Consider the following 14,041-nt stretch of genomic DNA (forward strand, 5'->3'; position numbering starts at 1 on the left):
CCCACATGAACCAGAAACGATCCTGACCAGGCGTCCCAAACAGATACAGGATCAAATCCTGATCCAACGTGATACGCCCGAAATCCATCGCCACCGTCGTCGTGGTCTTCCCCGACACCTGCGACAGATCATCGATCCCCGCAGACGCCGACGTCATCACAGCCTCGGTACGCAGAGGATTGATCTCCGACACCGAACCCACGAACGTGGTCTTCCCCACCCCGAAACCACCCGCCACCACGATCTTCGCCGACGTGGTCGCACGAGCCGGAGCAGAACCGGCCACACCACTAGAGCTTGCGAAGTCCACTGAGCACCCTTTCGAGCAAAGTCACATCGGGGGTTCCGTCGGCATCCGTGCCGCCGCCGGGCTGGTGAATGGCCACGAGACCGGCCTCGGCCAGGTCGGCGACCAGAATGCGCGCGACGCCCAGCGGCAGGGTCAGCAGCGCGGAGACCTCGGCAACGGATTTCACCTCGCGGCACAGGTGGCAGATCCGCTGGTGCTCCGGAAGCAGCCCCTGCAGCCGCATCGGGTCGGCCGACGTGCTCACCAGGGCCTCGATGGCGAGCTGATATCGGGGCCGGGTCCGGCCGCCGGTCATGGCGTAGGGCCGGACCAGCGGCTGATCGCCTTCACCTTCGTAGGGCTGATGCTGGGCACCACCGTACGAGTCGGGTGAGGCGGGTGGCGGGGTCATGGATCCTCCGGGCGGGAACATGGCCGATGGGGAAGGTCTGATAAAAGCGGACGGCCGGCGGCCGGCCGTGGTTCAGTGCAGCAGGCTGCCCTGCAGTTCCGCGCGCAGATCGGGGGTGAGCACCGCGCCCGCCCGGTCGACCAGCAGCGCCATCTCGTAACCGACCAGGCCGATATCGCACTCCGGGTGGGCCAGCACGGCGAGCGACGAACCGTCGGAGATCGACATGATGAAGAGGAAGCCGCGCTCCATCTCCACCACCGTCTGGTTCACGCTGCCGCCTTCGAAAATGCGCGAGGCACCGGCCGTCAGCGACGTCAGACCTGACGCCACCGCGGCGAGCTGATCGGCACGGTCCCGCGGAAAACCGTCGGACATCGCCAGAAGCAGTCCGTCGGCGGAGACCACCACCGTGTGCGACACCCCCGGGGTGTTGTCCACGAAATTGGTGATCAACCAATTCAGATTCTGCGCCGCCTGGCTCAATGGACTCAACTAACGCTCCTGCTGATAGGTGGGACCAAAGCCGCTGCCGCCGAGGGTCTCACCGGAGCCGCCTGCCCGGCGGCCCCGCTGGATTCCCCGGCGCAGGCTCGTCAGCCTGCCGCGCACGTCGTCGGGCGCGCGCGAGACCTGGGTTCCGCTGGCGTTCGCGGACTGCTGCGCGGTACCCGCGACGAGGTTGGCGCGCGGCACCCGCCGGGGCAGCCCCGACGTGGTGACGCCGCCCGCCTGCGGCGTACGCAACTCCTCCGCGCGGCGCCAGCGCTCGTCGTTGGGCGAGGGCCGCCAGGCCGGTGCGGGGGTGGCCGCCCGCGGTGCGGGAGCGGTGGGCTGGGCCGCGGATTCCTGTTCCTGCGCGGCCGGCGGCGCGTCGGCCTGGGGCTGCGCGGGGGCCGGGGCCGCGGGGCTCTGCCCGCGGCCGCGGTCCCCGCGGAACCAGTTCGACTCCATCGACTCGAAGATCGGCGTGGGTTCGTCGCCGCGGGTGGGTACGGGCTCGCCGTCGAGCAGGCCGTCACCCAGGGACGATCCGGCCCGCTGCTGCGGCACCGCCGCCGGGTACTCGCCGGTGTCCTGCGGGCCCTGCCGCTGCCCGGGCATCGCGTACTCGCCGGTGTCGCCAGGGCCGGGGCGCTGCCCGGGCATCGCGTACTCGCCCGTGTCGCCGGGACCGGGGCGCGCCACCGGGTGGGCACCCGTGTCGCCGGGACCGGGGCGCGCCACCGGGTGGGCACCCGTGTCGTACGACCCGGGGACCGCCGGCGGCACCGGGTGGGCACCGGTGTCGTGCGGGCCCGCGCCGGGGCGGGCCACGGGGTGCTCGCCGGTGTCCCCGGGGCCGGAGCCGGGCTGCGGGCGGCGGCCGGGCGGCACCGGGTGCTCGCCGGTGTCCTGCGGGCCACCGTACGTGGCCGCTTCTCCGGGTACGGGCGACTGCGGGGAGCGCGGCGGCGGCACGGAGCCGAACGCCGGGATCCCCGCGGCGCCGCCCGGCGGAGGGCCGGAGACGTCGGGGCGGGAGAACTGCGTGGTGTCGGCGTCGTCGTGCTCGCGCGGCCCGTCGTGCCGGTCGCGGCCGGAGTCGCGCAGCCCGGCGCCGGTGTGCTGGGCGTCGGCCGGCTGCCGCGCGCCGGAGTCGGCGCCGGGGCGGGCGGGCAGCCCGGGACGGGCGGGCGGGGCGCCGGAGCCGTTACCCGAATGGGAGTTCGCTCCGGGTGCGGCACCGAAGGCCGAGCCGCCGGGGAAGGCGGAGCCCGTACCGGAGCCCGGGCCCTGGGAGCGGCCGAAGGACGAGCCGGCACCGGCGGGTTCGCGCCCGGGCAGCCCGGGCCGCTGACCGGGCCCGCCCGAGGCGCCGGCCTCGCGGCTGGGCAGCGCGGGCCGGCCGGATCCGGCGCCCGCCCCCACCTGGCCGCGCTGCTGCGCGGCGCCGAGCCTGCTCATCGCGCCCGCGCGGCCCGCGGCACCGCCGCGAGCCGGGGCGCCCTTGGCGGGACCGCCGGCACCCGCGCCGGGCGCACCGGCCGCGGCCCCCGCCGGCTGCTTGCCGCCCGCGCCGCCGCCGTTCTGCGTGACGTCGACGGGGAGCATGACCAGCGCGGTGGTGCCGCCGGAGTCGGAGGGGCGGAGCTGGATGCGGATGCCGTGGCGCAGCGACAGCCGGCCGACCACGAACAGGCCCATGCGGCGGGAGACGGAGACGTCGACCGTGGGCGGGTTGGCCAGCCGCTCGTTGATCGCCCCGAGGTCCTCGGGCGACAGACCGATGCCGGTGTCGTGGATCTCGACCAGTACCCGCCCGTCGGGCAGCGCGTGGCCGGTGACCTTGACCTTGGTTTGCGGCGAGGAGAACGACGTGGCGTTCTCCAGCAGCTCGGCGAGCAGGTGGACGAGGTCGTTCACGACGCGGCCGGCGACCTGGGTGGCCGGCACGGCGGACAGCTCGATGCGCTCGTACTGCTCCACTTCGGAGGCGGCGGCGCGCAGCACGTCGACCAGCGGGACCGGACGGGTCCACCGGCGGCCCGGCTCCTCGCCCGCGAGGACGAGCAGGTTCTCGCCGTTGCGGCGCATACGGGTCGCGAGGTGGTCGAGCTTGAAGAGGTTCTCGAGCTGGTCCGGGTCGGCTTCGCGGGACTCCAGTTCGGATATGAGTGAGAGCTGACGCTGGATGAGGCCCTGGCTCCGGCGCGAGAGGTTGGTGAACATCGCGTTGACGTTGCCCCGCAGCAGGGCCTGTTCCGCGGCCAGCCGGACCGCTTCGCGGTGCACGTCGTCGAACGCGGACGCCACCTTGCCGATCTCGTCCCGGCTGTGGACGCCGACGGTCTCGACGGAGGTGTCGACGTCCTGCGGGTCGGCGTCGGAGAGCTGCTTGACCAGCTCGGGCAGCCGCTTCTGGGCGACGGTCTGCGCGGTGTCCTGCAGCCGGCGCAGCGAGCGGACCATGGAGCGGGCCACGACGAAGGCGCCGACGAGCGAGATGAGCAGGACGAGAAGGATCAGCACGCCGTTGAAGATCGCGTCGTTCTGGGCCTCGGACCGCAGATCGCGCGCAGTCTGCTCCATCTCCTGGAGCAGGTGCTGCTCGATCTTCTTCATCTCTTCGATCTTGACGCTGTCCAGCTCGTACCAGTGCCGGTAGCTCATGTCGGCGTTCTTGATGCTGTCCGGGTTGTTCACCAGGTTCTTGGCGAACGTGTCGGCCTGCTGCACGGAGGCGTTGCCGCCGTCCAGCGAACGCATCAGATCCGTCAGGCCGATCCGGCCCGAGTACAGGTGCGCGAAGAGCTTGAGCGAGGAGCTTTCCGCCTCCTGGGCGGAGGCGGCCTCCAGCCGGTCGGCCTCGGCGAAGTCGTCGCGCGGCTCCTCGGCGAGGGCGGCGCTGATGATCGCCTGCTGGACGGAGGCGTACTCCTTGGCGGAGGAGAAGGTGGCCAGCGCCCGGGTCTTGGCGATCATGTCCGGGTTGCTGGTGGCCAGGGCCATGTCCTGGGAGAGCGACACCAGGGAGTCGACGAGTTCGCCGTACGCCTTGACCGTCTGGGCGGCACCGCCGGTGTCGTCCGAATAGGCCGTCTTGCGGATGCTGTTGATCCTGTTGAGCTTCTCGATGACGCTGGTGAGCGAGTTGTTGACCCCGGCGAGGTCCTCGTCGTCGGTGGTGTCGATCTCGTCCGCGGACCGGGTGAAGGCGATCAGGGCCTTGTCGGTCTCGTCGCGGGCGTCGGTGATGTCGGGGTGCTTCGGGTTGCCGTCGACGATGAGGCCGGCCGACTTGTCGCGCTCCTGCTGGAGCATGTCGGCGAGTTCGGTGGCCTCCTCGGTCATGTCCGTGAGCAGCTTCATGTTCTCGAGCTGCTGGAGGTTCTGCCAGGAGTCCTCGATGCGGAAAGCTCCCAGCGTGGTCGCGGCGACCACGGGGAGCGCGAGGAGCGAGACGAGTCTGGTACTGATGCGCCAGTTACGCAGCAGGATCCGGGAGCCCGGACCCTTCGAGCCCTTGGGCTGCTGCATGTTGGCGTAGTCGCCGGCCTGGGGCGCGGGTATTCGGGCGCTGCCGCGGTCGGCGTTCCGGTCCGGCGAGGAGCTCGCGCTCTGGCCGTACCGAAGGGAGGCTGCGCGGTCGGTCTTCCCACGCACCTCGGACTCGCCCGGAACGCTGCCGTCAGTCTTCAATCGTCCCTGCACTAGCGTCGCAACCTCTAGGACCGGCTCCGGCGCATGCGCCGGAGCGTTGTCTGGTCGTGCGGGAGCTTAGGCCCCCACCCGCCGTGAACCAACCGGCGCAAGCTCCCCGCACAGCCCCCCGCGTGGCGCCCCGTTGCGCCCTCTGCGTCGACTGCACTCCAGCGACGGTCCGTGGAATTCCAGCACAGTGCCGGGATCTCCAACAAGGCCCGGGGGTAACAGCTCGACCGCAATTACTCGCCGTGCCTGTCAGATTACACCGAGTGGAGGCGGCGGGGAGGGATAACGGACATTTTCCTACGAGGTGCATGGCGCGGGCCCGTGTCCCGGGTCGAGGGCATCGGTTGGGAAATATCGCCTCTGTCGGCATACAGCATGTTTCCACCCATCGGCGGGGCCGCCGATATTTGGCATTCGTCACCGGGGAGGTGAGGAAAGTCACAATGCCCCACGGGATGGGTCCCGGCGGCGCGGGGAATAGCGGCGCCTACCCTTCCCTTGACACAAGGGATCCTTTTGTCAAGCAGAAGTTCGTCGGCCCGGCGACGGGCCCCGGCACGAAAAGGCGCGCGTAACCGTCATGATCCTCCGCACCATAGCCAACCCGCGGCGCACCACCCTCGCCCACCTCGACGACGCCGGGGACCTGCTCCTTCCCGAGCCGCCCGAGGCGCTCGCCGCCCGGATCGACGCAGCCGCCCCGGCCGCGCAGCCGCAGGAGCGCACCGCGAATCCGCGCCGGACGGTGCTGGAGGAGGTCCCCTCCGGCGCCTGACCCGCGCGGCACGGCGCAGGGCGCGGGGGCGATAGCCTGAGCCCCGTGCGTATCGCCAGGTTCTCCGTCGACGGCAGCGTCGCGTTCGGTGTGGTCGAAGGCTCCGACGGCTTCGACGGCGCCGGCTCCCCCCGGGGCGAGGTCACCCTCGACGTGATCAAAGGCCATCCCTTCGCCGAGTTCGAGCGGTCGGGCCGCAGGCTCCCGCTGGACAAGGTGCGGCTGCTGCCCCCCGTGCTCCCCAACAAGGTGGTCGCGATCGGCCGCAACTACGCCGAGCACGCCGCGGAGCTGGGCAACGAGGTGCCGGAGGTCCCGGTCACCTTCTTCAAGCCGTCCACCTCGGTGATCGGTCCCGGCGACCCCATCGCGTACCCCTCCTTCTCCGCGGACCTGCAGCACGAGGCGGAGCTGGCCGTCGTCATCGGCCGGCTCTGCCGCGACGTGCCGCTGGAGCGGGCCCAGGACGTGATCCTCGGCTACACCTGTGCGAACGACGTGACCGCGCGCGACGTCCAGCGGCGCGAGAAGCAGTGGGCCCGGGCCAAGGGCTTCGACACCTCCTGCCCGCTCGGCCCCTGGGTCGAGACGGAGCTGGACCCGGCCCGGATCGCCGAGGGCATCGCCGTCCAGTGCACCGTCAACGGCGCGCAGCGCCAGCTCGGCCGGACGACGGACATGGTCCGCTCGATCCCCGAGCTGATCGTGCACATCACCGAGGCGATGACCCTGCTGCCCGGTGACGTCATCCTGACCGGCACTCCCGCGGGCGTCGGCCCGCTCCACGACGGCGACGAGGTCGCCGTCACCATCGAAGGCATCGGCACTCTCGCCAACAAGGTGATCAAGCGTGGCTAGCGCAGCCCCCCCGGCCCCCCTGCGGGTCCGCTTCTGCCCCTCCCCCACCGGCAACCCCCACGTGGGCCTGGTGCGTACCGCCCTGTTCAACTGGGCGTACGCCCGTCACACCGGCGGCTCGCTGGTCTTCCGGATCGAGGACACCGACGCGGCCCGCGACTCCGAGGAGTCGTACGAGCAACTGCTCGACTCCTTCCGCTGGCTCGGCATCGACTGGGACGAGGGCCCTGAGGCCGGCGGCCCGCACGCGCCCTACCGGCAGTCGCAGCGCATGGACATCTACGCCGACGTGGCACGCCGGCTCCGGGACGCCGGGCACGCCTACCGCTGCTACTGCTCCGCGGCGGAGCTGGAGGAGCGCCGCGAGGCCGCGCGCGCGGCCGGGCGGCCGTCCGGGTACGACGGGCACTGCCGCGACCTGACGGCCGAGCAGGTGGCCGCGTACGAGGCCGAGGGCCGCAGCCCGATCGTCCGCTTCCGGATGCCGGACGAGACGATCACCTTCACCGACCTCGTGCGTGGCGAGCTGACCTTCGCACCCGAGAACGTCACGGACTACGGCATCGTGCGCGCCAACGGCGCCCCGCTCTACACCCTGGTCAACCCCGTCGACGACGCGCTGATGGAGATCACGCACGTGCTGCGGGGCGAGGACCTGCTCTCCTCCACCCCGCGGCAGATCGCCCTCTACCGCGCGCTGATCGACCTCGGCGTCGCCAAGCGGGTGCCGGAGTTCGGCCATCTGCCGTACGTCATGGGCGAGGGCAACAAGAAGCTCTCCAAGCGGGACCCGCAGTCCTCGCTCAACCTCTACCGCGAGCGGGGCTTCCTGCCCGAGGGGCTGATCAACTACCTCGCGCTGCTGGGCTGGTCGCTCTCCGCCGACCGGGACGTCTTCACCCGCGAGGAACTGGTCGCGGCCTTCGACATCGTCGACGTGGTGCCCAACCCGGCCCGCTTCGACCTGAAGAAGGCCGAGGCCATCAACGCGGACCACATCCGCATGCTCGACGTGAAGGACTTCGCCGAGCGCTGCACGCCCTGGCTGCGGGCGCCGTACGCGCCGTGGCCGGAGGAGTCCTTCGACGCGGACGCCTTCGCGGCGCTGGCCCCGCTGGCTCAGACGCGGCTGACGGTGCTGTCCGACATCACGGCCAACGTCGACTTCCTCTTCCTCGACGAGCCGGTGTCCGACGAGAAGTCGTGGGACAAGGCGATGAAGCCGGGCGCCGCCGACCTGCTGCGTACGGCGCGCGCGAAGCTGGCGGCGGCCGAGTGGTCGGCGGAGCCGCTGAAGGAGGCGGTGCTCGCCGCCGGTGAGGAGCACGGGCTGAAGCTGGGCAAGGCGCAGGCGCCGGTGCGGGTCGCGGTGACGGGGCGGACGGTGGGGCTGCCTCTGTTCGAGTCCCTGGAGGTGCTGGGGCGCGAGCGCACGCTCGCGCGGGTGGACGCGGCGATCGACCGCCTCGCGGCCCAGCCGCGGGACTGACGGCCGGCAGCGCGCCGCGGCCCGCGGGGGCCGCGCGCCCGGTGCGTACGACGCGTGAAGGCCCCGCCTGCGGCGGGGCCTTCGGTGTACGCGGGGCGGGCGCGGTCAGCGCTGCCAACTGTGCGGGGCGCGGAAGCCGTGCTGGCGCTCCAGCCGGCGCCAGCGGGCCGCGGAGCCCCCGTGCCCGCCGTGGCGGGCGTGCGTCGGCTGCGGGGCGGCGGCGCGGGCGAGCAGCACCGCGGTGAGCGCGGCGAGCTCCTCCTCGCTGGCCTCGCCCTTCTCGACGCGGACGAGGTTCTCGGTGTGCCGGGTGGTCACGTGTGTGCTCCTGGGCTGTTCTGCGCGGTCGGCTGAGGGCTGCGGGGCGTGCGGAAGCGGCGGTGTCACTGCGGCGGGTTGCCGTGCTTGCGCGCCGGCAGGTCCGCGTGCTTCGTCCGCAGCATCGCCAGGGACCGGATGAGGACCCGACGGGTGTCCGCGGGGTCGATGACGTCGTCCACGAGGCCGCGCTCGGCCGCGTAGTACGGGTGCATCAGCTCGGCCTTGTACTGCTTGACCATCTCGGTGCGCTTGGCCTCGGGGTCGTCCGCGGCCGCGATGTCACGCCGGAAGATCACGTTCGCGGCGCCGTCCGCGCCCATGACCGCGATCTCGTTGGTCGGCCAGGCGTACGTCAGGTCGGCGCCGATGGACTGGCTGTCCATGACGATGTACGCGCCGCCGTACGCCTTCCTGAGCACCACCGAGATCCGCGGCACGGTGGCGTTGCAGTAGGCGTAGAGCAGCTTCGCTCCGTGCCTGATGATCCCGCCGTGCTCCTGGTCCACGCCCGGAAGGAAGCCCGGGACGTCGAGCAGGGTGACGATCGGAATATTGAAAGCATCGCACATCTGGACAAAGCGGGCACCTTTCTCGCTCGCCTCGATGTCCAGCACACCCGCCAGCGACTGCGGCTGGTTGGCGACGATGCCGACCACCTGACCGTCGAGCCGGGTGAGGGCGCAGATCAGGTTGGTCGCCCAGCGCTCGTGCACCTCGAGGTACTCGCCGTCGTCGACGATCTCCTCGATCACCTTGTGCATGTCGTACGGCCGGTTGCCGTCGGCCGGCACCAGGTCCAGCAGCACGTCGCCGCCGCGGTCCGCCGGGTCCTCGGCGGCGACCGCCGGGGGGTTCTCCCGGTTGTTCTGCGGCAGCAGCGACAGCAGGTAGCGCACCTCCTCCAGGCACGTCACCTCGTCGTCGTACGCGAAGTGGCAGACGCCGGAGGTCTCGGCGTGCACGTCCGCTCCGCCCAGGCCGTTCTGGCTGATCTCCTCGCCGGTCACCGCCTTGACCACGTCCGGTCCGGTGATGAACATCTGCGAGGTCTCGCGGACCATGAAGACGAAGTCGGTGAGCGCCGGGCTGTACGCCGCGCCGCCCGCGCAGGGACCGAGCATCACCGAGATCTGCGGGATGACGCCCGACGCGCGGGTGTTGCGCTGGAAGATGCCGCCGTATCCGGCGAGCGCGGAGACGCCCTCCTGGATACGGGCGCCCGCGCCGTCGTTCAGCGAGACCAGCGGCGCCCCCGCGGCGATCGCCTTGTCCATGATCTTGTGGATCTTGTTCGCGTGCGCCTCGCCGAGCGCGCCGCCGAAGATCCGGAAGTCGTGGGCGTAGACGAAGACCGTCCGCCCGTGCACCGTCCCCCATCCGGTGATCACGCCGTCCGTGTACGGCTTCCTGGCCTCCAGGCCGAAGCCCGTGGCGCGGTGCCGCCGCAGCGGCTCCACCTCGTTGAACGATCCCTCGTCCAGCAGCAGCTCGATGCGCTCCCGGGCGGTGAGCTTCCCCCTTGCCTTCTGCGCGGCGGTCGCCCGCTCGCTGGGCCCCGCGTGGGCCTGCTCGCGAATGCGGCGCAGTTCGGCCGCCCGCCCCCGGGCCTCGTTCTCGACGGCGCCTGCGGCGGCTGCCGCATCGGAGGGGGCGTAGTCCACTGTGGTCATGAAACGACGGTACGGGTACGAGGGCATCGAACCTTATGTCATTTCCCTACAACGTCAGCCGGGAAATCATGAGCACCCGGCACTATGTGCAGGTGACGGGGCCAGACATCGGCCAACGACACGTCGATCCGGGCTGTAGGGCTTCGACAACACAGTTGGACAGATCGTCGTTGAACGAGAAGGTTCCGTAGCAGACGTTCTTGTTACCCTGAGGCCATGACGACCACGCCCGCATCACGCGCGCCTGCCCGCACCGTACCGGACGTGACCGGCGCCCTCGTCCACACCGCGCACGTCCTCAACACCCGCCTGTCCGCCGCACTGTCCGAGGTCGGCCTGCTCCAGCGCGAGCAGTGCGTGCTCGTCCACGCGCTGGAGGGCGAACGGACCCAGGGCCAGCTCGCCGAGCTGGCGCGCATGGACAAGACCACGATGGTCGCGACGGTGGACGGCCTGGAGAAGGCCGGGTACGCGGAGCGGCGGCCGTCGAGCACGGACCGCCGGGCCCGCATCATCCATGTCACCGAGACCGGCGCCGAGATCGCGGCCCGCGGCCAGGAGGTCGTCGACCGGGTGCACCGCGAGGTGCTCGACACCCTGCCCGGCGCACAGCGGGACGCCCTCGTCGGCGCCCTTGCGCGCCTGACGGAGGGCATGCTCGCCGAGCCCGTCCCGTCCGGGCGGCCCGTTCGCCGGGCCCGGCAGGCCCGGCGGTAACCCGGAGAAGAAGGTCCGTACGAGAAAACTGAACAATAGATAGTCCCGTACAAAACTATCTGCTACGGTCTCTCCTGTTGCCCACGCGTCAGGAGAGACCCGCATGAACGCCACCGGCCCGCGGCCCGACCGGCCCGACCGATCCCGCTGGTTCGCACTCGCGATCCTGTGCACCGGCGCCCTGATGATCATCCTCGACGGGAGTATCGTCACCGTCGCACTCCCCGCCGTCCAGCGGGACCTGGGGTTCTCCCCGGCCGATCTGACCTGGACCGTCAACGCCTACATGATCACCTTCGGCGGGCTGCTCCTCCTCGCCGGCAGGCTCGGCGACCTGCTCGGACGGAAGCGGGTATTCATCGCCGGCATCGCGCTCTTCACCACCGCCTCGCTGCTGTGCGGGCTGGCCACCGAGCCGTGGGCACTCATCGCCGCCCGCTTCCTGCAGGGCGTCGGCGGCGCGCTCGCCTCGGCGGTCGGACTCGGCATGATCGTCACACTCTTCACCGACGCGAAGGAGCGGGCAAAGGCCATCGGCGCCTTCGCGTTCACCGGCGCCACCGGCGCCTCGCTGGGGCAGGTACTCGGTGGCGTGCTCACCGACGCGCTGAGCTGGCACTGGATCTTCTTCATCAACCTGCCCCTCGGGCTGGCCACCGCCGTGCTCGCCCTGCGCGTGCTGCCCGGTGACCAGGGCCTCGGCCTGGCCGCCGGGGCGGACGTCGCCGGGGCGCTGCTGGTCACCTCCGGGCTGATGCTCGGCGTCTCCACCATCGTCGAGACCGACAGCCACGGCTGGGTCTCGGGCCGCACCCTCGGCTCCGCCGCGCTCGCCGCCGTCCTGCTCGCCGGCTTCGTGCTCCGCCAGGCCCGCTCCGCCGCGCCGCTGCTGCCGCTGCGCGTCTTCCGCTCGCGCACCGTCTCCGGCGCCAACGCCGTCCAACTGCTCGTGATCGCCGGAATGTTCGCCTTCCAGATCATCGTCGCCCTCTACATGCAGCAGGTGCTGGGCTACGGGGCCGCGGAGACCGGCCTGGCGATGCTGCCGGCCGCGCTCACCATCGGCGTCACCTCCCTGCTCGTCTCCGCCCGGCTGGTGGCCCGGTTCGGCGAGCGCTCGGTGCTGCTGGCCGGCCTCGTCCTCCTCGCCCTCGCCCTCGCGCTGCTGGTCCGCATCCCGCGGGACCCGGCCGAGGTGAGCTACGTGACCCACCTGCTGCCGACGATGCTGCTGATCAGCGGCGGCGGGCTGGTGCTGCCGGCGATGACCGCGCTGGGGATGTCCGGGGCACGCGAGGACGACGCCGGGGTGGTCTCCGGGCTGTTCAACACCGGCCAGCAGATCGGCGGCGCGCTCGGCGTCGCGGTGCTGACCACGCTGGCGGCGGGGCGCACGGAGTCGCTGGCGGCGGCCGGTGAGGGCCGGGACGCGGCGCTGACCGGCGGCTTCCAGTGGGCGTTCGGCATCGGGGCGGGGCTGGTCGCCGCGGCGGCGGTGCTGACGCTGGCGGTGCTCCGGCCGCGTACGCCGGGTGGCCCGGCCGGGCCGGGCGGCGTGGCGGCGAGCGGCGGCGCCAGGGCCGGTGCCTCCGCGGCGCCCGGCGCTACTCCTGCGGCACCACGCCGGCCCGCAGCAAGCCGTACGCGTATGCGTCGTCGAGCGCCTGCCACGACGCCGCGATGACGTTGTCCGCGACGCCGACGGTGTCCCACTCGCCGCGGCCGTCGCTGGTGGTGATGAGCACGCGCGTCGTCGACTCCGTGCCGTGCGTCCCCTCCAGGATCCGCACCTTGTAGTCGATCAGCTCGAAGCCGGCGAGCTGGGGGTAGATCCGCTCCAGCGCCACCCGCAGGGCCCGGTCCAGCGCATGGACCGGGCCCTTGCCCTCCGCCGTGACGACCGTCCGCTCCCCCTTCGCCCACAGCTTGACCGTGGCCTCGTTGGCGTGGGTGCCGTCCGGGCGGTCCTCGACGATGGCCCGCCAGGACTCGGTACGGAAGTAGCGCCGCGCCCGGCCGGACTCGCGCACCTGCAGCTCCTCGCGGAGCAGCAGTTCGAAGGAGGCGTCGGCGGCCTCGTAGGTGAGCCCGCGGAGCTCGTTCTCCTTGACCCGCTCCACCACCCGGCTCAGCAGCTCGCGGTCGTCCCCGAGGTCGAGGCCGAGGTCCTTGCCCTTCAGCTCGATGGACGCCCGGCCGGCCATGTCGGAGACCAGCATGCGCAGCCGGTTGCCGACCAGCTCGGGGTCGATGTGCTGGTAGAGGTCGGGGTCGACCTTGATCGCGGAGGCGTGCAGGCCGGCCTTGTGGGCGAAGGCCGAGACGCCCACGTACGGCTGGTGGGTGGCGGGTGCGATGTTGACGACCTCGGCGACGGCGTGCGAGATCCGGGTCATCTCGGCCAGCTTGCCCGGGGGCAGCACCCGCATGCCGTACTTCAGCTCCAGTGCGGCCACGACGGGGAAGAGGTTCGCGTTGCCGACGCGCTCGCCGTAGCCGTTGGCGGTGCACTGCACGTGCGTGGCGCCGCCGTCGACGGCGGCGAGGGTGTTGGCCACGGCGCAGCCGGAGTCGTCCTGGGCGTGCATGCCGAGTCTCGCTCCGGTGGCGGCCAGCACCCCGGCCACGGTCTCGCGCACCTGGCCGGGGAGCATGCCGCCGTTGGTGTCGCAGAGGACGACGACGTCGGCACCGGCCTCGTGCGCCGCGGCGACGACCTGCGTGGCGTACGCGGCGTCTGCGCGGTGGCCGTCGAAGAAGTGCTCGCAGTCGACGAAGACCCGGCGGCCGTGCTCGCGCAGGAACGCGACCGTGTCGCGGACCATCGCCAGGTTCTCCGCGAGCGTGGTGCGCAGCGCCAGCTCCACGTGGCGGTCGTGCGACTTGGCGACCAGCGTGACGACCGGGGCCCGGGACTCCAGCAGCGCACGCACCTGCGGGTCGTCCTCGACCCGTACGCCCGCCTTGCGGGTGGCGCCGAACGCGACGAGCTGCGCGTGCCGGAAGTCGACCTCCTCGCGGGCGCGGCGGAAGAACTCCGTGTCCCGGGGCACCGCACCGGGCCAGCCGCCCTCGATGAAGCCCACGCCGAAGTCGTCGAGGTGCCGGGCGATGGCCAGCTTGTCCGCGACGGTGAGGCTGATGCCCTCGCGCTGCGCACCGTCGCGCAGCGTGGTGTCGAAGACGTGGAAGGCGTCGTCGGGGGTCTCGGGGCCCCGTGGCTCTGTGCTCATCGAAGTGCTCCTGTCGGGATGGTGTGCTCTCCGGTCCCGGAAACGGAAAAGACCCCTCGCGGGTCGCGAGAGGTCTGCGCGCG

12 protein-coding genes are annotated in these 14,041 nt (G+C 71.8%); 5 read left to right on the plus strand and 7 right to left on the minus strand.

Going from position 1 to position 14,041, the window contains the following annotated elements; genetic code table 11:
- The 4 genes from I003_RS32160 to I003_RS0113485 form a co-directional block, all read right to left on the minus strand.
- Positions 1-310, minus strand: a 310-nt coding sequence (locus I003_RS32160; RefSeq protein WP_037720827.1) for an ATP/GTP-binding protein, incomplete at its 3' end; no start/stop codon positions are given.
- The gene (locus I003_RS0113475) at positions 291-701 is read right to left on the minus strand and encodes a DUF742 domain-containing protein (RefSeq protein WP_026276533.1); all 411 of its coding nucleotides are present in this window, start codon (positions 699-701) and stop codon (positions 291-293) included. The genes I003_RS0113475 and I003_RS32160, both read right to left, overlap by 20 nt.
- Before the next feature lie 72 nt (positions 702-773).
- On the minus strand, positions 774-1,196 hold the full coding sequence (locus tag I003_RS0113480; RefSeq protein WP_078563996.1) for a roadblock/LC7 domain-containing protein: 423 nt from the start codon (positions 1,194-1,196) through the stop codon (positions 774-776).
- Positions 1,197-4,847: a nitrate- and nitrite sensing domain-containing protein gene (locus I003_RS0113485; protein ID WP_027772013.1), complete on the minus strand. Its 3,651-nt coding sequence runs from the start codon at positions 4,845-4,847 to the stop codon at positions 1,197-1,199.
- 628 nt (positions 4,848-5,475) lie between these two features.
- Between I003_RS0113485 and I003_RS0113490 the strand changes: the two genes are divergently transcribed.
- The 3 genes from I003_RS0113490 to gltX are packed head-to-tail and all read left to right on the plus strand — an operon-like array spanning position 5,476 to position 8,017.
- Positions 5,476-5,670 (plus strand): hypothetical protein, encoded by a 195-nt coding sequence (locus I003_RS0113490; protein ID WP_027772014.1) that lies wholly within the window; start codon positions 5,476-5,478, stop codon positions 5,668-5,670.
- 45 nt (positions 5,671-5,715) lie between these two features.
- The gene (locus I003_RS0113495; RefSeq protein ID WP_027772015.1) at positions 5,716-6,528 is read left to right on the plus strand and encodes a fumarylacetoacetate hydrolase family protein; all 813 of its coding nucleotides are present in this window, start codon (positions 5,716-5,718) and stop codon (positions 6,526-6,528) included.
- Between the two features lie 19 nt (positions 6,529-6,547).
- Positions 6,548-8,017, plus strand: coding sequence for a glutamate--tRNA ligase (gene gltX, locus I003_RS0113500; protein ID WP_078564008.1), 1,470 nt, complete (start codon positions 6,548-6,550; stop codon positions 8,015-8,017).
- Positions 8,018-8,122: 105 nt separating this feature from the next.
- Here the strand turns inward: gltX and I003_RS0113505 are convergent, their stop codons facing one another.
- Both I003_RS0113505 and I003_RS0113510 read right to left on the minus strand, forming a co-directional pair.
- Positions 8,123-8,335 carry an acyl-CoA carboxylase epsilon subunit gene (locus I003_RS0113505; RefSeq protein ID WP_027772017.1) on the minus strand — a complete coding sequence of 71 codons (213 nt, stop codon included), beginning with the start codon at positions 8,333-8,335 and terminating at the stop codon, positions 8,123-8,125.
- A 65-nt stretch (positions 8,336-8,400) separates the two neighbouring features.
- Positions 8,401-10,008, minus strand: a complete 1,608-nt coding sequence (locus I003_RS0113510) for an acyl-CoA carboxylase subunit beta (protein WP_027772018.1) — start codon at positions 10,006-10,008, stop codon at positions 8,401-8,403.
- A gap of 216 nt (positions 10,009-10,224) precedes the next feature.
- Here I003_RS0113510 and I003_RS0113515 point away from each other — a divergent pair, with 216 nt between their 5' ends.
- Entirely contained in the window at positions 10,225-10,725 is a 501-nt protein-coding gene (locus I003_RS0113515; protein ID WP_027772019.1) for a MarR family transcriptional regulator, read from the plus strand.
- Positions 10,726-10,828: 103 nt separating this feature from the next.
- Positions 10,829-12,409 (plus strand): MFS transporter, encoded by a 1,581-nt coding sequence (locus tag I003_RS0113520; RefSeq protein ID WP_027772020.1) that lies wholly within the window; start codon positions 10,829-10,831, stop codon positions 12,407-12,409.
- Here the strand turns inward: I003_RS0113520 and cimA are convergent.
- Positions 12,330-13,958: a citramalate synthase gene (gene cimA, locus I003_RS0113525; RefSeq protein ID WP_027772021.1), complete on the minus strand. Its 1,629-nt coding sequence runs from the start codon at positions 13,956-13,958 to the stop codon at positions 12,330-12,332. The genes I003_RS0113520 and cimA overlap by 80 nt on opposite strands.
- Between the last annotated feature and the right edge of the window lie 83 nt (positions 13,959-14,041).

It is taken from the genome of Streptomyces sp. CNQ329 (assembly GCF_000482585.1).